The organism is Cellulophaga sp. Hel_I_12 (assembly GCF_000799565.1).
GTDB lineage: Bacteria > Bacteroidota > Bacteroidia > Flavobacteriales > Flavobacteriaceae > Cellulophaga.
The window spans coordinates 2,639,124-2,663,936 of the sequence record NZ_JUHB01000001.1 but is presented as its reverse complement, the minus strand read 5'-3'; the positions used below and the strand labels follow the sequence as shown (position 1 = coordinate 2,663,936).

The following is a 24,813-nucleotide window of genomic DNA, read 5'->3' as shown; positions in this document are numbered from 1 at the left end:
TTGCCTTAAGCTATAGGCTTTAAGTAAAACTAAACAAAGTATAACGAATGATATTTTTAATAATAGTAAGTAATTGCTTTGAAATTCTAAACGTTTTTAAGTCCCAAACACCGAGCCTACAGTGCAGCGCCTAAAGCTTAGCGCTTTCTTGTAACAAACTTGTATCTTTAGCTACTTACAATTGACAAATAAAACAAAAATGCTCGAAAAAAAAATCGAAAATCAACTTTCCGCAAAAGATCTGGAAGTTTTAACCAAAGCAAAGCAGCAAATGTTAACTATAGGTTGGGCGATGAAGGGTTTAAACAGCATAGGGAACTTGATACAAACAAAAGTGGACTTACTCCCCGATAAACAACAAAAATGGTTGCAAAAAGTAAGTTATGATGTATTGTTGCGTGTGGTAAAAGCAAATTTATTTTCTATGAATAAAGAACAAAAGCAGAACGCTCCTTTAAATAAAACCTATAAAGCTCTTGTAACTTCATCTGGCATTTTAGGTGGTGTGTTTGGTATTGCTGCCTTTGCCGCTGATTTAACGGTTACCACCAAATTAATGATGCGTTCTATCATGGATATCGCACGAAGTGAAGGAGAAAATCTAGAGGAGTTAGACAGTCAACTTGCCTGTTTACAAGTATTTGCCTTAGGTGGAAAATCAAAACATGACGATACGCTTGAAACTGCTTATTATGCCACAAAAATAACTTTAGATACCAGTGTCAAAGCTGCCACAAAAGGAGCAGGAAAAGTAGCTGGCTCACTACTACAGGGCAGCGCCAACCCATTTTTACAAGCTTTAGGGGTTATTGCTTCTCGCTTTAGTATTCAGGTTTCGGAAAAATTTGTTGCCCAAGCCGTTCCAATTATTGGTGCTGCGGGTGGCGGAGCTATTAACCTAGCTTTCATACACCATTTTCAACGCATGGCACAGGCACATTTTTCGATCAGAAGACTGGAGCGGAGTTATGGAAAAGCTATCATTAAAAGCACATATGAAGCTATTTGACCCCAAAAAATAAACCCAATTAAACAATTTGCCACCAATAGTTATACCTATTTAGATGTAATTCACTAAACTTCTTAAAGGATGGCTATGTTAAGAAAATAAACTTATTTTACCATAGTGTATGTTCTTGCGCACTCACCAACAAAACTAGGGCAAAAGATATCTCCATAAAAATCTTTCGTATGGACCTTGCCAAAAATGCTTTGGTCTTGAAGAGAAATAATAATTAGTAGTGCATTTCTGAACTAGTTTCAAAAATTATTTCATTAAAAGCCCAGCTAATTGTATTTTTGCTGGCTTCCTAAAAAAAACTTTTTCATCCTTAACGCTCTTATATTAGGTAGAATCTAGCCTAAAAAAATCGCTAGAAGCTATTTTCTAGCTGAGGAATAGCCATTCATAAATTATTTAAATTATTTTTATTTAGATTGATTAAAAACAATAATTATGATGTATTTTTGCCTTCAAATTTTAAAAAAGTAGGTAAAGAACCTTGTCGTTTAAACTCCTATTTCATGTAAAACATAAATTAAGTATTGAATATGGCCACGAAAAAAACTCCATTTTCCTTTCAAGTAAGAGCAATTCATAGATATCTTGGGTATTTTTTATCTGGTATCATGGCGGTTTATGCCATTAGCGGGATTACTTTGATTTTCAGAAAAACTGAGCTTTTAAAAAAGGAAGTTATTACGGAAACCATCCTTCCATCTAATTTAAAAATAGACGCCTTGGCAACCGCTTTAGATAGGAAGCTTAGCCTAGAAAAAGTAGAAGGCGATCTTTTTTATTTTGAGAATGGCACCTATAATCAACAAACAGGACTAGCGGTACTAAAAACAATGGAAGTTCCTTTTGTTCTTGATAAAATGCAAAAATTGCATAAAGCATCAACCAAAAGTCCCCTTTATTATCTCAACATCTTTTTTGGTGTAGCACTTCTCTTTTTCGTTTTATCGGCATTTTGGATGTACGCTCCAAAAATGCCAATCTTTAAAAAAGGCATATACTTTGCCTTAGGGGGAGCTGTTTTAACACTAGTGCTTTTATTTGTATAAATCCTAAAACTGAAGAACAATTTTGTAAGAATTTTACCCTAATAAACACTTGAAAAACAAAGCTTTAATGTGTTTATAAGCCTAATTTTTCATGTCGACAACAGGTATTGAATAGTTCGCAACAATTTTTATTTAAATACTTAGCTTTCTACTACTTTTGACCTTATGGAAAGTAAAGCAGCTATTTTATATTTCTTAAGGATGCTATTTTTTATAGCTAGTTCAACACTTTGGTCTCAGAAATCATCGCCCGTGGCCAACACGGACAATTACGTAGGTTCATTCAATAACGATTTAGTAATTTCGGCGGTAAACGGAGTTTTACATAACGATACAGATGCTAATGGTGTCGGAAGTCTCTCAGTTATTACAACGCCCATAAGCAATCCAACCAATGGCAGCCTTGTTCTAAATAGCGATGGGAGTTTTACCTTTGCTCCTAACCCAGGCTTTATAGGCACTGATTCCTTTGAATACCGTGTTTGCGATGATGGTAGCCCAAACAACATAATTTCTCAATTCGATTTTAATTCAACCCCACTAACTACCGCAACTATTGGTCCTAATGCTACATCGATAAATACCAATGCGGTCCAGACCGCCTGTGGTTTACGAATACCCTCAACAGCATCTGGAGGTTCTGCGGGATTAGATGTTGTAGTGCCTAATACAGGCGGTATTTTTAATTTTACCAGTTTTCAATTAGATTTTGAATATAGAGATCAAGAAGGTACGGCCGATATTGTTAGTGGAGGAAATTTCAGAGTTTACCATATTGGTGCCAACACCCTAGGAATTACTCTAAATTTGATAAACGGTTCTACGAACTTACCCTTAACAATTACCCAAAGTTTAGGTAATTTTTTACCCAATTCTGCCACTTACAGCATCGCCTATAATTCATTAAATGGTACTATAAGCTACACGGCAAATGGCACTACTGTCAATTATACGGTGGCCCCTGCTTTTTCGCCGCTCAGAACAGCCTTAGCCAGCAATATTATTATTGGTCAGTTTATGGATAATAGCGGAAGTACACTACCCTCTATATGCAGCATGGCTTTCACCGATACGAGCAGATTATGTGATGATGGCACGGTAAGTTTAACATTTGGAGCAAGTGCAATTACCAATAGAAAAATTACCTATCGCGTTAAAAAAGAATAATCTCTATACGTTCACAGAACGTTCTATTTAGGAGAACATATGAGTTGAAAGAGAGCACATACTTCTACTCCTTTTTATTCCAATTTAAAAAACAACTTTTTTTGTATCTTTCACAGGTAACCTTAGCACTTCCTAAATGAAAGCACTTTTTACTTTATCCGTTGTCGTTTTTTCTTTTCTTTTTATTCAAAACACTAGCGCTCAAGAAGCCTATTTTTTATCAGACCCTACACTATCCCCCGATGCAGAAACCATCATTTACGCCTATGATGGCGATTTATGGAAAGTATCTTCCCGTGGTGGCCTTGCGGTTCGGATTACAGCTATGGATGGAGAAGAAAGTCTGCCTAGAATTTCCCCAGATGGCAAGTGGCTGGCCTTTACATCAAGTCAGTTTGGAAATAAAGACATATATGTCATGCCCTTAAATGGCGGTGCCATTAATCAACTTACCTTTCATGATGCTTCAGATGAAGTTGATAGCTGGTCTTGGGATTCCGAAACCATTTATTTTACCTCTTCAAGAAATAACAGATACGCTGGGTATCAGGTTTCTAAAATCGGAGGCACTCCAAAAGCTTTGTTTTCGCACTACTTTAATACCACCCATAACATAGCCGCACAACCCAAAACCGAAGAACTATTTTTTAACGAAAGCTGGGAAAGTAAAAATTTCACCCATCGGAAGCGCTATAAAGGCTCGTACAATCCGAATATAAAATCATATAACCCCAAAACCAAGGTTTATAAGGAATATACAACGTATGAAGGTAAAGACATGTGGGCAACGTTCGACCAAAACGGGCAGTTGTATTTTGTATCGGATGAACATACGGGGGAATACAATTTATTTACATTTAATAATACCACTAAAATTGGCTTAACGAGCTTTAAAACTTCTATCGGAAGACCACAAGCCAGCGCTAATGGCAAAGCAGTAGTTTTTGAAAAAGATTATCAATTGTATGTATATGATGTGGCCTTAAAAACCACCAAAAAGGTAGATATCTTGATGCCTATCAACAATACTTTGAATCAAAATCAAGATTTTAAAGTTTCCAACACCATTACCCATTTTGATATTTCTCCAGACGGAAAAAAAATAGCCTTTGTTTCGAGAGGTACCTTATTTGTGAGTGATAACAAAGGTAAATTTACTAGACCAATTGGCACCAAAACGGGAGAACGTGTTTTAGAAGCTAAATGGTTAAAAGACAATACCACGCTTTTATTTACCAGAACTCACCAGGGCTACAGCAATATATTCAGTATCGCTGCCATAGGTAACGACACAGAAAAACAGCACACCAACGAAGCTCGAAATGATGTAAATATTCAATTAGATACTACAAACTCAAAAGCAGTTTATATTAGTGGTAGAGATGAACTTCGCCTACTCGACCTCAAAACTTATAAGAGTGATGTTCTGGTAACTGATGAATTTTGGGCTTTATACGCACCACAGCCTAGGTTTTCGCCAGATGGCACACACATCGTTTACAATGCGTACCGAAATTTTGAACATGATGTTTTTGTGATCCGTTTGGCAGATAAAAAAATTATGAATTTAACACAAACTGGAGTTACAGAGACCGAACCTGTTTGGTCGCCAGATGGTAAACAGCTATACTTTTCATCGAATTTGGTAAAACCTAGCTACCCATATGGCGTACCAGATGCTCAGATTTACAAAATGCCTTTGGATAAATTTGAAAATCCTTATCAATCTGAAAAATATACAGCACTTTTCAAAAAAGACGAGCCAAAGGCAGAAGAAAAAAAGGGAACTAAAAAAGAAAAAGTAGCAACAACAGCACCTTCTAAAATTAGCATCAATCCTGATGAAATCATGCAAAGGATAGAAAGTATTAGTCCGTCTTTTGGAATTCAAGAAAGTCCGTTTACCATTCGCACCAAAGAAGCTACACACGTTTATTACTTAAGCAATCACGATGAAGGCGATTCTAAACTTTGGAAAACAGTCATCACTCCTTTTGAGAAAAATAAAATAGAAAAAGTTAGTGATGAAAAAATTCGCAATTACCAAATTGCCCAATCAAAAGACAACTATTTTTTATTGGCAAATGGCAGTATACATAGTTTGGATATTGAAAAAAACAAATTAGAAAAAATTGATATCGACCATAACTTTCGAAAAAATTTAGCCGAAGAATTTAACCAGATGTTTATGGAAGCTTGGGCAGGTTTCGAAGAGAATTTCTATGATCAAGATTTTCATGGTGAAGATTGGTCAGCGCTAAAAGAAAAATATGCCCACTATTTACCCTATTTAACAAACCGAGCGCAATTACGAGTACTTTTTAATGATATGTTGGGCGAATTAAATACCTCACACTTCGGATTTAATTCTAGTGGAAAAGAAGAAAACGAGTTTTATACCTCATCCTTCAATGCTATTGGCGCAATTTTTTCGGACGAAAACCCGTTTGAAATAACGAGCATCATTCACCATGGTCCGCTAGACATTACAGGTAAAAATATTCAAAAGGGCGATGTGCTTATCGCTGTTAATGGAGAAAAGGTGACTTCGGATAAAAATAGAGAAGCCTATTTTGTAGAAGCGTCACTAGACAATGAAATGGAATTGTTATTTAACAGAAACGGGGCAGCAATTAAAGTGAATGTACATCCTATTTCAAGCAATGCCCAACGTACTTTATTATACGATGAATGGGTGGCTAATAACCAAAAGTATATTGATGCTAAAAGCGATAAAAAAGTGGCCTATATACACATGAAAAACATGAGCGGTGGGGAATTAGAAAACTTTAAAAGAGAAATGGTTTCTGAAGCCAACCAAAGAGAAGCTATTATTTTAGATTTACGCTATAATACAGGAGGTAATGTTCATGATGAAGTGCTTCAATTTTTATCTCAAAAACCTTATTTGCAGTGGAAATACCGAAATGGCGCTATGGCATCGCAGCCTAATTTTGCTCCAGCGGTGAAGCCCATTATCTTATTAATTAACGAACAATCATTAAGTGATGCCGAAATGACCGCTGCTGGGTTTAAAACCTTAGGCTTAGGAAAAATTATAGGCGTAGAAACGTATCGTTGGATTGTTTTTACTTCGTCAAAAGGCTTAGTGGACGGTTCTTCATACCGACTACCGTCTTGGGGATGTTATACTTTAGATGGCGATAATTTAGAGAAAACTGGCGTTGCACCGGACATTCAAGTATCCGAAAACTTCAAAGATAGGTTAGAAGGAAAACAGCCCCAATTAGATAAGGCACTGGAAGAAATATTTAGTCAGCTTGGCAACAATTAAAATACGCCAGAAATTAGGCTGTAATCGTTAGCAGCATACAGTGTAGGTTTGATATTTTGGCGATTTAATCTAATGTTTTTTAATTCTGCCAACTGCTACTGCTTACCGAACACTGAATACTGAATACTGAACACTAAAACTAAACCTCCAGCTCCTTCTTCACTTCTTTTCGCAAATAATAACCCGTTACCACTGTGGCTAAAAAATCGGCGATTGGAAACGCTATCCACACTCCGAACTCATCAAAATACAGGGGTAGAATTAAAATCAATGGAATAAAAAAGAAACCTTGCCTAGTTAAGGTTAGCAGTAATGCGGGAATTGCTTTTCCAACCGCTTGAAAATAAGCAGCACCAATTAATTGTAAAGCAATAATAGGTGTTGCCGCAAAAACCAGGCGCATGGCCATGGGGATGTGTTCCAAAACAAAGGTATTGACTTCGAGTTCCGCGGCGGGCATTCCTTCCTTACTGCTTAAAAACAAAGAAGCAATTTCTGCAGGAAAAATCATCAAGCCAATAAATACGACAGTGGCCAAAATAGCAGCATATTTAATAGCGGTATAAATACTCTCTTTTACCCTTTCGTACTTTTCAGCACCGTAATTAAATCCTGCAATAGGTAAAAAACCTTGGGTAATTCCAAATACTGGAAAGAGTGCGAACATCAACATTCTACCAATAATGGCATAAACGGCCACCATGGCTTCGCCTCCCAAACCAAATAATATATTGTTCATTAATAAATATACCACGCTTGTAGTGGCTTGTCTTGCCAAGGTTACAAAACCTAGCGAACTAATTTCTTTTAGAATAGGAAAGTCTAAACGAATATGTGAAAAATTGATTTTTAATTCGGAATTGTTAGAGATAAAAAAGTACAAAACATAGGCAAAACACAAAACATAACCAATGGTTGTCGCCCATGCGGCTCCTGCCATTCCCCAATCAAAAACGTAGATAAAAATATAGTCCATCACTAAGTTCCCCACCGAAGGAATGATCATGGCAATCATGGCGAACTTAGGCTTTCCTTCTGCTCTGATAACGGTGTTTCCCATCATACAAAGCGCTAAAAAAGGTACGCCGTACAAGACAATGGTATAGTAAATTTTAGCGGGTTCAAAAATACGACCTTTCCCCCCGAACGCGGGTATGATACTATCCACATACGTAAGTCCTAAAATTACCATTGTAATGGTAATTAAAAGGGTCAAAGTAATTTGATTTCCAAAGGTTTTTAAGGCTTTTGCTTGATTGTTTGAGCCTAGTGCGCGAGATATAATACTAGAACCGCCTATACCAACAGACATCCCCAAGGCTCCTATAAAAAAAGATACAGGCAGTACTACATTTATCGCTGCAATAGCAATAGATCCTATCCAATTCCCAACAAAAATAGAGTCAACAAGGATATTCAGCGACATGACTAAAATTCCTATGGATGCCGGTACCGCTTGCTTTATAAGTAATTTCCCTATGGGCTCAGAACCTAATTGTTCTGCGGATACTTTTGCCATTATGCTGGTAGTTTACCAGTTTCTTTCCAGGTATTAACCCAATTAGCCATCACTCGTACCCATGCATCGTTGTCATTTAAGCAAGGAATGTGCGTGTAGTGTTCTCCACCAGCTTCTTCGAATTGCTCCTTTCCTTCCATCGCAATTTCTTCCAGGGTTTCTAAACAGTCAGAAACAAACGCTGGAGTAATGACGGCTAGTCGTTTTTTACCTTCTTTTGCCAATCGCTCAAACTCGTAATCGGTATAAGGTTTTAGCCATGGATCACCTGCTAATCTCGATTGAAACGATACACTGACTTTACTCTCTGGTAGGCCTAAATACGACTTAACACTTTCGGTAGTGTCATAGCATTGGTGACGATAACAACTGTGATGTGCCACAGAATTTGTGGTACAACAGTGTCCATCCATTTTACAGTGAAACTTTGTTGGATCTGATTTTCTAATATGACGCTCCGGAATTCCGTGGTATGAAAACAAAATATGATCATATTCAAAATCCCTCAAGCCATCTGCAATACTTTCAGAAAGTACTTTAATGTAGTCCGGATTCTTATAAAAAGCAGGTAAGGTGGTTAGTTTTATTTCCGGGAAAAACTCTTTTTGATCTTCCATGGTTTTTACAACCACAGTTTCATAAGACGACATGGCGTAATGCGGATACAAAGGCACCAATAAAACATCATCTACCCCTTTATCTTTAAGTTCTTGTAGCGCATTTTTTATCGACATGGTGCCATACCGCATGCCTAGAGCTACGGGCATTTCGGTTTGCTGACGTACCTTGTCTGTAAAACGTTCTGAGAGAACAATCAGCGGAGAACCTTCCTCCCACCAAATTTTTGCATAGGCCTTGGCCGATTTTTTAGGTCTTGTTTGCAAAATAATACCGCGAACCAAAATATTTCGTAGAATTTTAGGAACATCTATTACACGTTCATCCATTAAAAATTCATCTAAATAGGGTTTTACATCTTTTGCAGTGGGACTTTCAGGAGAACCTAAATTGACTAATAAAATGCCTTTCATCTACTTTAATTTTTCTTTTTCAATTACAAAAATACTACATGCGGTTAGTATAATCTTTAAAACAGATCATTTCTTTCTTGATGAAGGTATAGATAAAGTCAATTTTTAGTTTAGTTTATTTTGAAAGTACTATTTTAGACCAACGCGACAAAAAATAAAAACAAATTATAGATGTTTTCTAATCTTTTCAAAGAACCTAATTCCTTATTTTACCTTTTAGGAAGTATCGTATTGATTGTGCTACTTCAATTTATTACGATACAAATATTAAGGCATTTTGGTAAAAATCCTAAATACTTAATCGATAAAAAGGGAATCAAAAGAATTAGTTATCCGATTTTTATATTATTTCTTGCCCTTCTAGTTCGATTAGAAATTATCCACAGAAATTTAGGTATCAACGAATTTACTTTTGTGATCAGAAAAATTAGCACCTTACTCATCATTTTTGCAATTACTTGGGTGTTAATTGCGAGCATCAGAATTATAAAACAAAAAGTAATTGCGAATTATGACGTATCCGCAACAAACAATTTAAAAGCACGTAAAATATATACTCAATTCAATATTTTAGAGCGAATTGTTATTTTTATTCTGGTCATTTTCGCTGTCGGAATTGCTTTAATGAGCTTTGATAGTATTCGAGAAATTGGTGTAAGCATCTTTGCCTCAGCTGGTGTTGCAGGAATTATCCTTGGATTATCTGCTCAAAAAATGATTGGCAGCATTTTGGCAGGCATTCAAATAGCCATTGCCCAACCCATTAAAATTGATGATGTGGTTATTGTTGAAGAAGAATGGGGTAGAATAGAAGAAATTACATTGACCTATGTTGTCGTTAATATTTGGGATAAACGCCGCTTAATAGTCCCCACCACGTATTTTATAGAAAAGCCTTTTCAAAATTGGACCAAAACTTCTTCTGACATTTTAGGCACTGTTTTTTTATACACTGATTACAACCTACCTTTTGATGCGCTTAGAGAAGAACTAACGCGTGTTCTCGAAAGTACTGATTTATGGGATGGCGAGGTAAATAACCTTCAAGTAACCAATTCACAACCTCAACATGTTGAAATTAGGGCTTTAATGAGTGCTAAAGATGCTTCCACTGCTTGGGACTTGCGGGTTTTTGTGCGTGAAAAATTAATATCTTTTTTACAGAAAAATTATCCGGAAAGTTTAGCACAAACACGTGTTTTTATAAAAAATACTGGTACGAAAAAATAGATTCAATATAGCGCCGTTATAAATAAGAAACTCGAGACTTACAAACCAAAACAAAATCAAGTTTTACGCATGCGATTACTCCTCACTCTTCTTATTCTTTTACTTTTCAGCGGAGTATATGCTCAAGAAAAAAATAGTCTTCTCTGGGAAATTTCTGGGAATGGCCTCGAACAGAGTTCTTATTTGTATGGCACCATGCACGTAAGTAAAAAAATTGCATTTCGTTTAGATGATGTATTTTATGAAGCCTTAGCTAAGAGTGACGTTATTGCTTTAGAGTCAAACCCTAATACCTGGCTCGATAACGACATGACCATGGGATTTAACTTTGGAGAAAGTTTTATGACCAAAGATTTTTACAGCAGAGCCTTTGAACTATCACACCCAGAAAAGGATGAAATCGCAGCCTACCTTGGTTTTGATGATCAAATGGTAAACGGCATGCTATACCGAACAGACGAATATTCCCAAAATTTTGAAGAAGACACTTATTTAGATATGTTTATTTACCAAGCAGGTGCAAAGTTTGGAAAACCAATAGTTGCCCTTGAGGATGTGGAAGAATCGTCAATTTTAGTAGGTCGTGCGAGTTTCAACGCATACAAGGAAAAACCCGCCGAATGGTTACAAAAAAAACTTCAACAGAAAGACTATGTACAACTCGTACAAGACGCCTATAGAGAGCGAAATATTGATTTATTAGACTCTATCGACCAAGGTTTATATACCGAACATTATTTAAGAAACATGTTGTATATCCGCAACGAAAACATGGTCAAAAAGTTAGATTCAGTCTTGCAGAAAGCCAAAGTATTTACGGGTATAGGTGCGGCTCATTTACCTGGAAAACTAGGCGTAATTGAATTACTGAGAGCTAAGGGATATACCGTACAGCCATTACGCTCTAAAACTGGTCAAAATGGTTCGCAATTAAAATCTCAATTTGAAACTAAAGTTTTTCAAAATAGGTATACCCAACAATCTGTAGATGATGTTTTATTTTCAATTCTTTTACCTAACAAATTGTATCCCGTCGCCGAATTTTCGAATACTTTCTACATTTCTCCTGATGTAACCAATGGCAGCTTTTTTAGCGCCAATAGAATTCCAACCTTCTCGCATTTAAAAAATAACAAAGCCTATACCATTGACGATATAGATGAACTTTTATTTGAAAACATTCCTGGAAAAATCATCCAAAAAACTAGAATTACTAGAAACGGAGTCGAAGGCATTGATATTAAAAACATTCTTAAAAACGGAGCACACCAACGATACCAAATTTACATTACACCATTAGAAATTATAATTTTTAAAATGGGAGGCCATGATGATTATGTGAAACAATATGGTGACACTATTTTTAATAGTATTCAATTTAAAAAACCACTGTATACCATAAAAGAGACCAGCTCTAGCTATAAAGATTTTGAAGTAGATATGCCTGCCTATACGAGTTTTCCAAATGTTTCTAGGAGCGGAAATAGACTTATTCAGGGTTTTGACAGTATACATAATACCTATCGGTTTCTTAAAAAAGTAACACTTCATGATTATAATTTTATTGAAGAAGATACTTTTGAACTAAAGCAAATTCAACGTAGATTTTATAAAAAATTAAACCTAAAAGCTAGTTATAATTCATTTAAAAATAACCACTTAGAGTCTTCAGCTGTACTAGATACTTTAAGTGCTAAAAAACTGCATTTATACACCACTTTGCAAGGAGAAGCCTATTATTTGCTAGGTATGGTTACTACAGACAGTACGGAAGCCGAGACCTATTTTAATTCTTTACAACTTACAAAACCAAGGTATCCAGAAAAATTTAAAAAAGTAAAAGATACCGCTCTGTATTTTACAACCATAAGCAATGTAAAGCCACCTCCGTTTGTGGCAAATAGCACTAATTTTAACAAAAAAGAACTTAAGGAGTATAATGGATACAATAAAAAAACAGTCTATCAAAATAATAATAATGAGGCAATAGCTGTGCAATTGAACAAAGCACATGACTTTTTAATGTTCCCTAGTATTGACTCTATTTGGTCTTTACGTAAAAAATTATATCGTGATAAAACTTTTAAAATTATCAATGAAGTTTCTAAAACGTCTCCTAAAGGGTATCAAGAACTACAAATAACTTTAGTCGACACCGCAAGTACTAGGGGAATTTTAATTAAAAATGTGCTTAAAGATGGTTTATTGTATGAAATAAAAGCAGTGATAGATACCACAGCCAAGCCCAGTAAATTTATTACTGACTTTTATGATCATTTCACGCCTATGGATACGCTCATCGGAAAAAGTTTATTGACCGATAAATCTCCTGAATTCTTTAAAGCCTTGCGAAATAATGATAGTATCGCCTTAAACGGATATCCATTTATTAATTTCGATACCAAACATATTGATTCCTTAAAGTATTACATTTCAGAGTTTGAGTTTAAAGAACCCCAAAAAACTATTCAAGCCTACCTTATTCAGGAGTTGGCAGAAATAGATACTTCTGAAAGTATTGAATTTTACACTAATTTTTACGAACAGTCCTATAATAATTCAACAGCACAAGCAAAGGTGCTACAAGCCATTGCCCAGAAAAAAACACATAAAGCCGCGCAACAGCTTTTAGATTTAATGGCAGTAGATTTGCCGCTAGTATCGAGTAGTTTTGAAATCTATCAGATTTTTAAACCCTATATGGATAGTTTGCCTTTAGCGAAAAAATTATACCCTAAAATACTTGATTATAGTACAATCGAAGAATATAAATCTCCTATTTTTTCTTTATTAGCTAAACTAAAGTCAGAAAAAATGATCAAGCCAAAAATCTATAAAAAATACAAAAATCAGATACTGAATGATGCTAAAATTCAACTTAAAAGACAATTAGGTAAGGCACCCAAAAGAAATACTAATTCTTATTTAAATACTTTATCTGGGGCAAAGAACACTGCAGTTTTAGAAGATTATATTCAGTTATTGTATCCTTTTATCAGGGAAAAAGAGGTGCAATTATTTTTTGATAAATTAGATTTTGTCACTGATGCTGATCTTAAAACCTCCAAAGCCGCCTTACTAGCCTCTGAAAGAAATGAAGCAAATTCTAAGAATTTAATGGCCCTGGCTAAAGCGTTAGAAAGCAGAAACCTGCTATTTAAAAAACTTGAGACCCAAGGACAACTTGCTGCTTTTCCAGAGGTCTACAAAACGCAAAAATCATTAGCCGAAGCACAGCTTTTTGAAAATAAAAATTTAGTTGTTGGCTTAGACTCCATTGAGTTTGTCGCCCAGAAAATTATTCAATATCGGGACAAAACTTACATTGGCTATGCGTATAAATTTCGTAAACATGAAGATGATACTAAAAATTTTAAAATGTACTTAGCCGTTTATGATAAAGCCAAAAAACTACAATCTAAGCCTTTCTATAAAAACAATGGCTACCGAATTGAAGATACCGATACCCAGGGGGAAATACTAAGTATTGTTATTGAAGAATTTATGCTGCGAGATCGAAAACGAGCCGAAGTATATCGAGAAAATCAAGACAATAGTTTCGGGTATTAAGGCTATTTAGGTACGCCTATTAGAATCTCTAGCATTAAACTTGTCTTTAGATAGTTGATATAGCTGTGGTATTGCAGGTCCAAAATAATAGACCTACACCCTAGTCACCAGTCATGACACTTTTATTCGCCAACAAACTATTCAATACCAAAAAATAAAAGTTAAAGCACAAAACCTTTGTTAGGTATTCCATACAAAACAACTGCCCAAATATCCCTTAAAGATAAGGACAACAGCTAGACCTCACTAAAAAATACTGCTGTATAAAATAGGTAAGGTCTACTTGTTGTCCTACATGATTTCCTCTAAACTTACTCTATCTCAAAAGGTATTTTTTCATTGGTACCGTTACCTTGAATTTGGATTTCATATTTTCCTTTTGGCAAATAGGTTTTCCCATCATTAGCTTCTACTAATTCTGTTTTAACTTGTTTTAAATAATTAGATTTTCCAGATTTTGAAAAAGCCAAATCATACGAAAGTACATTTAAACCCTTATCAGCATTGATGCTCGTGGTACTTACTGAAATTCCGTTTTCAGCTATTATCGTAGCATCATACATTCCTGATTTTGACACGTAGAAAGTAAGGTCTACCCCAGGTGTTTGTGCCCTTCCCCAAGAACCTCTTGCGCTTCCCCATCGACTAGAATGTTTAATTTTATCCATAGGAAAAGCGTGAAATTTTTTAGCTAATACTGCAGCATTCATCTGTTGTAATTTAGCAATATCTGTTCTATAAATACTTCTTCCGTGTGTACCCACTAATAAGTGTTTTGCTTCGGGCTGTATCACCAAATCGTGAACCGCTACATTGGGTATTCCGTTTTGGAAAACACTCCAAGAAGCGCCTTGGTCTAAAGAAACATACAAGCCATTATCGGTGCCTACGTACAATAAATTTTCATTAGTGCTGTCTTCTAAAATAACATTTACTGGCGAAGCAGGAATCGTAGTTCCTATGGCTGTCCATGTTTTTCCATAGTTTTCACTTACATATACATAAGCCGTAAAATTATCATTTCTATAGCCGTTTAGAGTCGCGTAAACACGCTCTTTTTTGTGCTTAGAGGCCACTACGCGACTTACCCATAAATCTTTAGGTAAATTATAAGAAATAGTTTCCCAGTTTCCACCAGCGTTCTGGGTTATATGTACTAATCCATCATCACTTCCTGTGTAAATCAGTCCAAACTTAAAAGGTGATTCTGAGATAGTCGTTAAGGTGCCGTAAGCTACATTTCCTGGTTTTCCACCAGTAGTTAAATCGGGCGAAATAGTTTCCCAATCGTCACCTTTATTTAAAGAACGGTGCAATTTATTACCTCCTAAATATAAAATATCTTGATTATGAGAAGATAATAAAATAGGAGTTTGCCAATTAAAACGGTACGGTGTTTCGCCTAAAGTATGTTTTATCTGAAGGTATTTTCGATCTCCGGTTTCCAGATTTAATCTAAAATAATTTCCAAATTGAGAACCTGTATAGACGATATTTGAATTGCGATTGTCAACTTGTACTTGCATACCGTCACCGCCCATTATTGATTTCCAAGGATATTGTCCGCTCTGGTGCCAAGATTTGTCTTCTCTGGCATTATTTGCACCCACCCAAACACCATTATCTTGCAATCCGCCATACACATTATAGGGCTTTTGGTTATCTACATTGATCGCATAAAATTGGCCAACAGCTGGGGAATTTAATTTTGTCCAATTTTCACCATCATCATAACTCATATTTAAACCACCATCATTTCCATTCAGTAAATGGCCTTGCATTTTTGGATTAACCCAAAGCGCTTGATGATCTGAGTGCACATTTTCTCTACTTATAGAAGTAAATGATTTACCAGCATCTTTCGATTTTAAAATTGGAACACCCAAAATATAAATACCGTTTTTATCTTGTAGATCTACCCTAATTTCACCAAAATAATAGCCGTAACTAGAATATAAACCATCAATATAATCGTCGTGCGTTTTTTTCCATGATTTACCACCATCAGTGCTTATATAAACCTCAGCGCCAATTACTTCCGTACCAGATGATACCGCATTAGCATCTTCCAAGTAACTCGCCAAGTCAATAGGTTTTACAGAACCACTGCTTATGAGTTGCTTAACGTTTGGCGCTCTATATTTTTCTTGAAAGCCATTATTTTTAAGATAATCGTTAAGTGCTTTATCTTCTAACTTCATAAAGGCATCAACACTCATGGTTTTAAAGTCCTCTTTTGTCAATCCTGTATTTTGTGTTTTTTTAGGTTCTTCCTTTCTAGGAAATTGACTATCATGAAGGGCATACATGGTGTTTTCATCAAACATAGCGATACCAATTCTACCTACACCTTCACCCGTTGGAAAGCCACTCTTTTCAGTGGTTACTTTTTCCCAAGTGTCACCACCATTAATACTTTTATATATCGCTGAATTAGTCCCACTACCTACAAAATCCCATGCTTTTCGGTCTCTTGTCCATGATGATGCTAACATAACTTCAAAATTATTTGGTGCATGTTGCACATCAATAATACCGCTCATAGGATCAACGAATAAGGTGTTTTTCCATGTTTTTCCACCATCTGTCGTTTTGTAAATTCCACGTTGTTCGTTTGGTGAATACAAATGACCTGTAACACCAACAACAACCTCTTCAGGATTATTTTCGTTGATCAGAATACGTCCTATGTGATGAGAATCTGACAAGCCAACATGCTCCCAGTTTTTACCCTGATCACTAGATTTCAAAATTCCGATACCAGCATAACTTGAGCGCGAGCTATTGTTTTCTCCTGTGCCTACCCAAATAGTACCATTTTTCCAATCCACAGCAATATCTCCTACATTTTGAGTTTGACTATTGTCTAAAATAGGCGTGAAAGTAGTTCCGTTATTATTCGTGTACCAAAGGCCACCAGAAGCATAGCCCACATAAAATTCGATCGGATTTTCAGGATTTACATCTACATCTACCACACGGCCACTCATCACGGTGGGACCTATATTATCAAACGAAATATTTTTTACGATAGATGTTTTTGCTAAATTTTCTTTCTGCGCTAGTGCTTTTTCAACCACATCTGATGAAGTTGGACTTATTTGTGAAAAGCCTAAAAAAACAGAAAAAAATAAAATAGAAAGTAATGGTTTATACATGCTTGAAACAAATTGAAGTTAGTGTGGGGAAAGTTAGTAAATCTTAGCTAAAAAAATAGCATTATAACAAGGCACATTTATTTGGTCTGTTTATAAATTCTTATTTTTGGTGAAAATCGATTAGAAAACAAGTAATAAAAGTTAGATTTTTTTAAAATAGAAATAGTTTCCTATGAAGTACGATGTAATTCCGAATTCCTTATTTATAAAAAACAGAAAAAAGTTTATGGCGCAAATGTTGCCTAAAAGTATTGCTGTCTTTAATTCAAACGACGTGTATCCTATTGGAGCGGATAGTACCATGCCTTTTGAACAGCATAGAGATATTTTTTATTTATCAGGTGCAGACCAAGAAGAAACCATTTTGCTTTTATTCCCAGAAGCACTGGATAAAAAACACAGAGAAATATTATTTGTTCGTGAAACAAATGCTCATATTGCCGTTTGGGAAGGCGAAAAATTAACAAAATCTAGAGCCACAGAAATTTCAGGCATCGAAACTATTTATTGGCTAGGCGATTTTGATAAAGTATTTTTTGATGTCATGACCGAGGCAAATACCATTTATTTTAATACCAACGAGCATTACAGGCAAGCCGTAGAAACACAAACCCGAGAAGATCGATTTATTCAAAAATGTAAATTGCAATTTCCAGCACATCAATACGCGAAAAGCAATCCTATTTTACAAGAGATTCGTGGTCTTAAAGAACCCGAAGAACTTGCTTTAATGCAAACAGCCTGCAATATTACAGAGAAAGGCTTCCGACGCCTTTTGTCTTTTGTACAACCGGGGGTTTGGGAACACGAAATAGAAGCCGAATTATTGCATGAATTTGTTCGAAACAAATCAAAAGGTTTTGCCTATACCCCCATAATCGCTTCAGGAAACAATGCCAATGTGTTGCATTATGTTGAAAATAATAGAGAATGTAAATCTGGTGATTTAATATTGATGGATGTTGCGGCTGAATACGCTAATTATTCGAGCGATTTATCGCGTACCATTCCTGTAAGTGGAAAGTTTACAGCACGGCAAAAAGAAGTTTATAGTTCCGTACTTCGTGTAAAAAATGAGGCTACAAAAATGTTAGTACCAGGCACCATTTGGGCTGAATATCACAAAGAAGTAGGTAAGTTAATGACTTCAGAGTTGATAGGACTAGGTTTACTCGACAAAGCCGATATTCAAAATGAAGATCCTGATTGGCCCGCCTACAAAAAATATTTTATGCATGGAACCAGTCATCACATAGGTTTAAATACCCATGATTACGGGGCCCTAAAAACACCTATGAAGGCCAATATGGTGTTTACCGTAGAACCGGGAATATATATTCCGAATGAAAAAATGGGGATTCGTTTGGAAGACGATGTAGTGATCCAAGAAAAAGGAGCTCCTTTTAATTTAATGGCAAATATTCCGATTGAAATAGAAGAAATTGAAAGTTTGATGAATAGCTAAATAGGTTTAAAAATTTAGAAAAAAATGATTATCGACGTACATACACACATCAACAACTATCACGAAGACAGGGTAGTCTCACTTGACGAGTGTTTAAACAAATTAACGGATACCATGCTAGAGAATAAAGTAGATTATTCTCTGGTCTTGACATCGTATAAAGTAAATGAGCACAGACCAAGTACTAAACAAGTGGTAGAAGCTATCGCAGGACGACCTAATCTAGGCGTTGTAGCGGGCATTAGTTATTTGCATTACAATCATCACGATTTACGAGAAATTGCAGAATATCTGCAAAATGGACTCGTAAAAGCCTTGAAGTTTTATCCGGGTTACGAGCCTTTTTACCCTAATGATATTCGATTTAAAGTAGTGTATGAAATGGCTATGGAATATGATGTTCCTGTGATGTTTCATTCTGGAGATACCTATGCTCCTACAGGGCGAATTAAATATTCACATCCTATCCATATTGATGATTTAGCGGTGGATTATCCCGATTTAAAAATTGTGATTTGCCACGTAGGAAATCCGTGGATTAAGGATTGTATGGAAGTAGTGTACAAGAATAAAAATGTATATGCCGATATTTCAGGCTTGGTGTTAGGAGATTTTTCTAGTAAGTTCGAAAAATATATGAAAAAAGGAATTGAGGAAATGATTACCTATGCTGGTAATCCAAAGTACTTGCTATATGGCACCGATTGGCCTATTTCTAATATGAAATCGTATTTAAAATTCATGAAAAACTTAAATATTCCGGAGGATAAAAAAGAACTAATTTTATGGAAAAATGCGGCTGAACTCTACAAAATAGATGTCTCTAAGCTTTAAAAAATAATTATGCTAGGATTGAAATTAGTGACAGACCCTCGTTGGGCAACTTTAGTGGAAGGTAATCTAGAAGAATTACTAACAGACCACGCTTGGTGTGAGCAAAAAGCAGCTACAAACGCGATTTCTATTATTGCCCACAATCCAGAACTAACCGATTTGGTGACTGATTTGTTATTGTTAGCCCAAGAAGAGTTAGCGCATTTTCAGATGGTATATGATATTATTAAGAAACGAGGTTTTACACTAGGTCGTGAACGAAAAGATAGTTATGTAAATGAATTATTTAAAATCCGAATTAAGGGAGGCAATCGCCAGCAAGCGCTAGTAGATCGTTTGCTATTTTCTGCTATGATCGAAGCGCGTAGTTGTGAGCGTTTTAAAGTGCTTTCTGAAAATATAAAGGACGAAGAATTATCTAAATTTTACCGAGAATTAATGATTAGCGAAGCTGGGCATTACACTACGTTTTTAGGTTTTGCTAGAAAATATGGTCAAGGAATTGACGTGGATAAACAATGGAAAGATTTATTGGTTGCTGAAGGAGAAATCATAAAAAATTATGGAAAATCCGAAAGTATACATGGGTAAAAAAGTATACTAGTAATAGGTGCAGGCACAACTAGAAACTTTTAAATAGTTTTACAAAGGCATAAAAAGTCGTTTAAACAAGACCTTAAATTCACATCCATTAAATGGAAGTTTGAAAATAAAAAAGACTTCTTTTTTAAACGACTTTATTTTTTATTTTGGTTCACGCCCTACATTGCGGGAAGAATTACCGCATCAATCACATGAATAACGCCATTCGATTGATGAACATCGGCAATAGTAACGGAGGTAAGTGTTCCACTGCTGTCTATGAGTTTAACCACCTTACCGTCTAGCATAGCGGTTAATTTTGCGCCATTTACGGTAGTAAATTCTGCCTTTCCTTTTCCTTTTTTAATCGCTTTGACAATATCAGCTGCACTATAGTTCCCTGAAACTACGTGATAGGTAAGCACTGCTTGTAGTGTTTTCTTATTCTCCATCAGTAACAAGTTTGCTACGGTGCCTTCCGGTAATTTTTCAAATGCGGCGTTCGTTGGAGCAAAAACAGTGAATGGCCCTTCACCCTGAAGTGTTGCTACTAAATCAGCTGCTTTTACTGCTGCAACTAATGTTGTGTGATCTTTTGAATTCACTGCGTTAGCAATAATATCTTTTGAAGGATACATTTCAGCTCCACCTACCATTTTGGTGTCCATACTCATTTTACTTTTATCTTTTTTCATCATAGTATCTTGCGCAAAAGAAGAACTCATGGTTATTAAAGCAATAGCAAGTGTTAGCGATTTTAAAATTTTAATTGTTTTCATTTGTAGTTTTTTAATTGTTTATGCCTTACCTACGAGGCATTCATGACTAGGGTTTGTTTTTTATTTTATTTTTATGATTTTTATCCCGTAAAATGAAAGTTTTATGAGATCACATGCTAAAAGTGATTTGCTTTTGAAGGCTAAGGGAATAGGTATTTTGACCTTAAAACTGAAGACATGCAATTAGTGGTATACCACAATAAAACCTCCTCAAATTTAGTCTGCTTTTTTTGAGGAGTAGGTCGAAGATTGCTGAAGTAATCAATGAAAATTACTTAGGATTATGCACTTCTTTTTTCTTGGTACTAGGGATTACATTGACCACGATAAAACTCAATACAGCTGGCAATACCCAACCTACACTATATTTTTGTAAAGGAATCCATTCGAGTATTCCCCCTTCAGATGCAAGAGGACTACCAATACTGTTTAAAAAATCAGGAACGCTAAATATAATAGTGGTAATTACCACGGTTCTAAACACCAAAACTGAACCGAATTTATCGGGAACTACATTTAAAAGAATTAGAATAATCGTAATAGGGTAAATAAACATCAAAGCAGGAATCGCAATATTTATAATCATATTGACATTAAATTGCCCCATAAGAATCCCAAAAAGACATCCCAAAATTGCTGTGATTAAATAGGCTTTATCAGAACCTTTGAAAAGATATTTTGCGAAATCTGATGTTCCTGCTACCACCCCAACAGCGGTGGTAAAACAGGCCAAACTAACCAAAATACTCACTAATAAATTAGCAGTATTCCCCAGTGTTTTTAAACTAATACCGCTTAAAAGAGCCGTTCTTGAAATAGTAGCATCAAAATCATCATAAAAAAGTGCCCCCGTAAGGATTAGTCCCAAATAAATCAAAAACAAGCTCAAACCCGCTAACCATCCTGCTTTTCGTATCAGTACTTTTTTATCTTCGTAGGTAGCATGTTTATTTTTTAAATTTATAGATACAATAATAACACCGCCAACAACGATAGCTGCAATGGCATCAAAAGTTTGATACCCTTCTTGAATACCATGGGTAAAGGGACTCTCAAATACTGTTGTACCAAAATTAAAATCAATAGTACCTAAGGTGATGGCAATAATCGCAATGAGAATAAGTATGATCGTAGGGGTTAAAAACTTACCTAACAGGTCTAAAATTTTACTGCGGTTCATCACAAAAATAAACACTAAAATAAAATAAATGATACTAGTCAGGATATAGGGTGTATCAAAAAAAGGTAAAACTGCAATTTCATGGGTTACCGAAGCAGTTCTTGGCGAAGGTAGCGCAACACAGATAACATAAATAATAACAGAATAGATAAGACTAAATGTGGGCGATACTTTTTTTCCAAAATCGAAAATAGTGCCTTGTAATTTGGCATGTGCTAGAATCCCAAGTATAGGAATTAAGACCGCAGATAAACAGAAACCCAAAGCCACCAACCACCACATATTTCCGGATTGAAAGCCCAGTAATGGTGGAAATATTAAATTGCCTGCACCAAAAAATAAAGAAAATAAGGCAAATGCGGTAACTAGTATTTCTTTATGGTTCTTCATAGGTCAAAAAATAAACGCGAAAGATAGGAGATTTTAACCTAGGGTAAACGTGTTTTTTGACGATGATTTTGGTATTTTATCGAAAAAATAAGGTTTGTATCGTCCATTCAACGAAAAAATAGAGTAGAATTCAATAAAAAGATGCAAAGTGGCGTTCTAAAATAAAAATTCTATTTTGTTTTGAGAAAATTAAACCAACTATTCAACCAACCAAAGTGCATTACCTAAGTTCCCAAAACTTACTTGCATCACTAAAACTTAACGTATGAAAAAAGTACTTTCTGACTGTGGCTCTAGATTTAATGCTGCCTGCTGTTCAATATTCGGACACCATTATTCTGTATCTAAGAAAATAACCTCTCATATAAAAGAATACAAATGTATTCATTGTCAAAAAGAAGTTACCACGGATGCCAATGGTAATTTATCAAGACTAACACCAGAGTTGCAAGACATCAACAATACCCTTCAAAATTTATATCAAAAAAGACATCGTTCGTCACAGCAAGTGGCGTAATTATGCTTGGCAAGTGAATTTCGATCCTAAATGATTTAGAAATTCTATATTTATTCCTGAGAATATTTGGAGCCTATGCCCTTTTTTATCCGCTGCCCTTGGATAAAAAAGTTAGGATTTCTATTTGTTTTCGGGAATTTTTAGTTCTTGCTATTTGCAATAATTACAGAGTACTACATGAAAATGTACTGATTTTCATGACACTGGACATCGGTTCACTCTATCTCCGAAATTTGTCGCCTAAATTTTAAAATGCCGCTGATGATGGTAAACATAGCTTAATCCTCACCCGAAAATGAGTTCCAACCTTGGGCAGTTAAAGGCACTTTTGAGCCACCTCTAGCCACTAAATTAGCCCCTTGCGATGCATCTGTCATATAACCAATAACCGTTAAGTTTGGATTTCCTTTTATTTTATCAAAATCTTTCTGATTAATCGTAAAAAGTAATTCGTAATCCTCGCCACCACTTAAGGCCGCAATAGTGCTGTTTAATTTAAACTCTTCAGACGAAGAAATTACGGTCGGGTCTAGCGGTAACTTATCTTCATACACATCGCAACCCACTTGGCTACTTTTACATAAATGTAAAATTTCAGATGAAAGTCCGTCGCTTATGTCAATCATTGCTGTAGGTTTTACACCTAAAAGTTGTAAAATTTCTACAATGTCTTTGCGAGCCTCCGGTTTTAATTGGCGCTCCACAATATAGGTATAGGGTTCTAAATCGGGCTGATTGTTCGGGTTTACTTTAAAAACTTCTTTCTCGCGTTCTAAAACTTGTAAGCCCATAAAAGCACCCCCTAAATCTCCAGAAACCACCAATAAATCTTGAGCTTCTGCACCACTTCTGTAGCTAATATCTTCTTTATCTACTTCACCGATAGCCGTAACACTTATGAACAAACCAGTTTTAGAAGATGTTGTATCGCCACCTACTAAATCAATATTATATTTTGTACAGGCCAGCGCAATGCCATCGTATAATTCTTCTAAAGCTTCTAAAGGAAATCGGTTAGATACCGCCACTGATACGGTAATTTGGGTAGCTACAGCATTCATGGCATAGATGTCCGATAAATTAACCATGACTGCTTTATACCCTAAATGCCTTAAGGGCATATAGCTCAAATCAAAATGAACACCTTCGACCAATAAATCAGTAGAAACAACCATCATTTTGTCTTTAAATTCTAAGACTGCCGCATCATCACCAATACCCTTTAGGGTAGATGTATGTTGGATGGTGAAATTTTTAGTTAAATGATCTATTAATCCAAATTCCCCTAAGGCATTTAAGCTGGTTCTTTTTTGTTCTTTATCTTCTATCATACTGCAAAAATACATCGAAAGAATTTAAATACTAAAGCTTGTTTTTTAAGTTTTTAATTAATTTATGCAAAAGCTTTCAGGGCCTTAAAGGGTAGGAGATTCTAAATTGCGTTATACATACTTCTCAAATGCAAACTTTACGAACAATTTATATCACAACACAGGTAGTACCGAAATCTTTGGACTTTTGGCTCAACAAATAGAAAAACTTTATTACCTTATTAGTTATAATAATGTTAGGAAATATGGAAAGATGAGACATAAACCTTATATTTGTGAATTATTTAGATTAAATCCAAATTAAGTATGATTCAAGTATCAGAAACGGCAAAAAAAAGAGTCATCACCATGATGGAAGATGATGGTTTTGATTCATCAAAAGACTACGTTCGGGTTGGCGTGAAGAGCGGCGGATGTAGTGGATTATCTTATGAATTAAAATTTGATAATAAAATTACAGAATCAGATAAAATTTTTGAAGATAACGAGGTTCGCATCTTAGTGGATAAGAAAAGCTTTTTATACCTTGTAGGTACTGTTTTAGAGTATTCAGGTGGGCTTAACGGTAAAGGTTTTGTTTTTAACAATCCAAACGCCCAAAGAACTTGTGGTTGCGGAGAGAGTTTTTCATTATAATTAAATGTAACAATGTACTCATGTAACAATCAACCAATTGTTCCATGAGCACATTTAATAAT

17 protein-coding genes are annotated in these 24,813 nt (G+C 35.4%); 11 read left to right on the top strand and 6 right to left on the bottom strand.

The window, feature by feature from the left end; all coding sequences use genetic code 11:
* The first annotated feature begins 181 nt into the window (after positions 1 to 181).
* The 4 genes from GQ45_RS11515 to GQ45_RS11500 all read left to right on the top strand — a co-directional run bounded on the left by GQ45_RS11515 (position 182) and on the right by GQ45_RS11500 (position 6,529).
* Positions 182 to 1,009, top strand: coding sequence for an EcsC family protein (locus tag GQ45_RS11515; RefSeq protein ID WP_255352043.1), 828 nt, complete (start codon positions 182 to 184; stop codon positions 1,007 to 1,009).
* Between the two features lie 542 nt (positions 1,010 to 1,551).
* Positions 1,552 to 2,067 (top strand): membrane protein, encoded by a 516-nt coding sequence (locus GQ45_RS11510; RefSeq protein ID WP_047418070.1) that lies wholly within the window; start codon positions 1,552 to 1,554, stop codon positions 2,065 to 2,067.
* 165 nt (positions 2,068 to 2,232) lie between these two features.
* Positions 2,233 to 3,234: an Ig-like domain-containing protein gene (locus GQ45_RS11505; RefSeq protein ID WP_047418067.1), complete on the top strand. Its 1,002-nt coding sequence runs from the start codon at positions 2,233 to 2,235 to the stop codon at positions 3,232 to 3,234.
* A 136-nt stretch (positions 3,235 to 3,370) separates the two neighbouring features.
* Positions 3,371 to 6,529, top strand: coding sequence for a S41 family peptidase (locus tag GQ45_RS11500; RefSeq protein ID WP_047418065.1), 3,159 nt, complete (start codon positions 3,371 to 3,373; stop codon positions 6,527 to 6,529).
* A gap of 139 nt (positions 6,530 to 6,668) precedes the next feature.
* Here GQ45_RS11500 and GQ45_RS11495 read toward each other — a convergent pair whose 3' ends face one another.
* On the bottom strand, positions 6,669 to 8,048 hold the full coding sequence (locus tag GQ45_RS11495; protein ID WP_047418062.1) for an MATE family efflux transporter: 1,380 nt from the start codon (positions 8,046 to 8,048) through the stop codon (positions 6,669 to 6,671).
* On the bottom strand, positions 8,048 to 9,079 hold the full coding sequence (gene hemH, locus GQ45_RS11490; protein ID WP_047418059.1) for a ferrochelatase: 1,032 nt from the start codon (positions 9,077 to 9,079) through the stop codon (positions 8,048 to 8,050). Before hemH ends, GQ45_RS11495 begins: the two co-directional genes overlap by 1 nt.
* A 171-nt stretch (positions 9,080 to 9,250) precedes the next feature.
* On the opposite strand from hemH, the gene GQ45_RS11485 reads away from it, so the two are divergent.
* Both GQ45_RS11485 and GQ45_RS11480 read left to right on the top strand, forming a co-directional pair.
* Positions 9,251 to 10,309 (top strand): mechanosensitive ion channel family protein, encoded by a 1,059-nt coding sequence (locus tag GQ45_RS11485; protein WP_047418056.1) that lies wholly within the window; start codon positions 9,251 to 9,253, stop codon positions 10,307 to 10,309.
* A gap of 69 nt (positions 10,310 to 10,378) precedes the next feature.
* Positions 10,379 to 13,879 carry a TraB/GumN family protein gene (locus GQ45_RS11480; protein ID WP_047418053.1) on the top strand — a complete coding sequence of 1,167 codons (3,501 nt, stop codon included), beginning with the start codon at positions 10,379 to 10,381 and terminating at the stop codon, positions 13,877 to 13,879.
* Positions 13,880 to 14,190: 311 nt separating this feature from the next.
* On the opposite strand, the gene GQ45_RS11475 is transcribed toward GQ45_RS11480, so the two are convergent.
* Positions 14,191 to 17,037 (bottom strand): sialidase family protein, encoded by a 2,847-nt coding sequence (locus tag GQ45_RS11475; protein WP_052188206.1) that lies wholly within the window; start codon positions 17,035 to 17,037, stop codon positions 14,191 to 14,193.
* Between the two features lie 172 nt (positions 17,038 to 17,209).
* Here GQ45_RS11475 and GQ45_RS11470 point away from each other — a divergent pair, with 172 nt between their 5' ends.
* Genes GQ45_RS11470 through GQ45_RS11460 form a run of 3 tightly spaced genes read left to right on the top strand, consistent with a single transcriptional unit; the run spans position 17,210 to position 19,927 of the window.
* Complete coding sequence (locus GQ45_RS11470) at positions 17,210 to 18,502, top strand: aminopeptidase P family protein (protein WP_047418050.1); 1,293 nt, start codon at positions 17,210 to 17,212, stop codon at positions 18,500 to 18,502.
* Positions 18,503 to 18,526: 24 nt separating this feature from the next.
* The gene (locus tag GQ45_RS11465) at positions 18,527 to 19,336 is read left to right on the top strand and encodes an amidohydrolase family protein (RefSeq protein WP_047418047.1); all 810 of its coding nucleotides are present in this window, start codon (positions 18,527 to 18,529) and stop codon (positions 19,334 to 19,336) included.
* A gap of 9 nt (positions 19,337 to 19,345) precedes the next feature.
* Positions 19,346 to 19,927, top strand: a complete 582-nt coding sequence (locus GQ45_RS11460) for a tRNA-(ms[2]io[6]A)-hydroxylase (RefSeq protein ID WP_047418044.1) — start codon at positions 19,346 to 19,348, stop codon at positions 19,925 to 19,927.
* A 170-nt stretch (positions 19,928 to 20,097) separates the two neighbouring features.
* On the opposite strand, the gene GQ45_RS11455 is transcribed toward GQ45_RS11460, so the two are convergent.
* Together GQ45_RS11455 and brnQ are read right to left on the bottom strand one after the other, a co-directional pair.
* Entirely contained in the window at positions 20,098 to 20,697 is a 600-nt protein-coding gene (locus GQ45_RS11455) for a fasciclin domain-containing protein (protein WP_047418041.1), read from the bottom strand.
* A 271-nt stretch (positions 20,698 to 20,968) separates the two neighbouring features.
* Positions 20,969 to 22,267 (bottom strand): branched-chain amino acid transport system II carrier protein, encoded by a 1,299-nt coding sequence (gene brnQ / locus GQ45_RS11450; protein WP_047418038.1) that lies wholly within the window; start codon positions 22,265 to 22,267, stop codon positions 20,969 to 20,971.
* Positions 22,268 to 22,532: 265 nt separating this feature from the next.
* Here brnQ and GQ45_RS17885 point away from each other — a divergent pair, with 265 nt between their 5' ends.
* On the top strand, positions 22,533 to 22,784 hold the full coding sequence (locus GQ45_RS17885) for a hypothetical protein (protein WP_081980915.1): 252 nt from the start codon (positions 22,533 to 22,535) through the stop codon (positions 22,782 to 22,784).
* 278 nt (positions 22,785 to 23,062) lie between these two features.
* Here the strand turns inward: GQ45_RS17885 and thiL are convergent, their stop codons facing one another.
* The gene (gene thiL, locus GQ45_RS11445; RefSeq protein WP_047418034.1) at positions 23,063 to 24,115 is read right to left on the bottom strand and encodes a thiamine-phosphate kinase; all 1,053 of its coding nucleotides are present in this window, start codon (positions 24,113 to 24,115) and stop codon (positions 23,063 to 23,065) included.
* A 306-nt stretch (positions 24,116 to 24,421) separates the two neighbouring features.
* Between thiL and GQ45_RS11440 the strand changes: the two genes are divergently transcribed.
* Positions 24,422 to 24,751 (top strand): iron-sulfur cluster assembly accessory protein, encoded by a 330-nt coding sequence (locus GQ45_RS11440; RefSeq protein ID WP_047418032.1) that lies wholly within the window; start codon positions 24,422 to 24,424, stop codon positions 24,749 to 24,751.
* The last annotated feature ends 62 nt before the right edge of the window (positions 24,752 to 24,813 follow it).